Annotated in this window: 1 protein-coding gene; it reads right to left on the bottom strand. The window is 45.0% G+C overall.

The window, feature by feature from the left end; all coding sequences use genetic code 11:
- Positions 1-107: 107 nt before the first annotated feature.
- The coding region (locus tag HRU21_13480; GenBank protein ID NRA43295.1) for a hypothetical protein at positions 108-1,622 on the bottom strand (1,515 nt) is incomplete at its 5' end.

Genomic DNA, 1,622 nt, shown 5'->3' with positions numbered 1-1,622 from the left:
ATTTTTGTAATAACACTATATTTAATATTCATACCCGCTTTGCAGCGGGTATTTTTTTGCCCATTGATTTTAAGTAAATCTCAGATTCGCTCAAATTAAGTTAGCGATTAATTCTCAGTATTATCTGATGGCATGTTTAGCTGGTTGTGTAATGCTGATAGTTCGGCTTTCAGGTTCGCCGCGAGTGCTTCCGCATGACTGCCGTTAAGCATTGAAAAGTGGTCGCCCGCGACGTCATGAATGGTAATCTCGGTAAACACTTTGTGCCATCCCAGACTTTGTTGCTGTTGTTTGAATAGCCGTTGTTTGACTCGCGACAGCATCGTTTGCTGTTGGTCTTCTGGCTTGTATAAATGTATGGCGAGCGGCAGTGGCTCAGGTTTATAGTTAATCATCATGCGCTGAAAACCGCGGATAATATCAATGGCACTACTGATAAATGACTCTGACACCGCGCCATTAAACTGCCGTGCAACGTTGTGAATCATTTGCTCAGGTTTCATCAGTCGCAGCGTGCGTAATGGAATATCCACTACACCAAAATTATGTTCGGCGAAAGTTTTTAAAATACCGGCGTCATCTAATTCAATCGACTGATACTCAATCGGTTTATGGGTGTCAAGAAGGGCGAGGAAGCTAACCTCATGCCCCATCGCGATCAATTTTCGTGCTATTTCTATGGCGAGCAAGCCACCAAAGCTGTGACCAATCAGTTGATATGGCCCTTTTGCCTGCTGCTCTAATATTGCTTTCGTATAAAAGCTGATCATCTCATGCAGATCGGTGAATGGTGTTTGATCCTCTTCAAAGCCATAGGCTTGTAAGCCATAAAATGGCTGCCGTTTGCCTAACGCTCGGGCTAATGGCTCATAGCTTAGTACCATGGCGCCCAGTGCATGAATCGCAAAAATCGGCGTTTTATCACCTTGTGGCTGAATCGGTACTAACGGTGACCAATCATGGATGTCGTTATGAATAACATGCGCTAACTGAGCGATCGTTTGTGCACCGAATAAGGATGACACCGGCAGCTTCACTTCGAAATGCATTTCTAGCCGCGCAATTAAGCGCACTGCTTTCAATGAATCGCCGCCAGAGTCGAAGAAGTTATCGTGAATACCAATATCGCCTACGCCTAAGACTTCTTTCCATACAGCGGAAAGATCGCGTTCTAATGAGGTTCGTGGAGCGACAAATTGATTGCCCGCTACCTGTTTTCGCGGCATCGCTAATAATGCCTGTCGATCAATTTTGCCGTTTGGAGTGAGCGGCCAGCTGGCTAAAAATGTCAGCGATTTAGGCAGCATAAAGTCTGGCAAACGTTGCTGTAAAAGCTCACGCCAATTGCTACTCTCAAGCTGCTCTCCGAGTACAAAGGCTAATAGCTCATCGTGATCGACTAAGACAGTGGCGTCTTTAATTTCTGGTAAACTTGACAGTGCATGTTCAATCTCACCTAGCTCAATACGTAAACCTCGCAGCTTCACTTGGTAATCACGTCGACCTTGATATAGCAGTTGAGGTATATCATCGCTGATCGCTAAGCGAACAATATCACCGGTTTTGTAAAGCCTGCTATCAAGATCTTTATCTAGTTGGTGGCTGATGAACGCCTCTTGGTT

Source organism: Pseudomonadales bacterium, from assembly GCA_013215025.1.
Lineage (GTDB): Bacteria > Pseudomonadota > Gammaproteobacteria > Pseudomonadales > DT-91 > DT-91.
The sequence above is the reverse complement of the archived record's forward strand: the minus strand, read 5'-3'. Positions and strand labels throughout refer to the sequence as shown.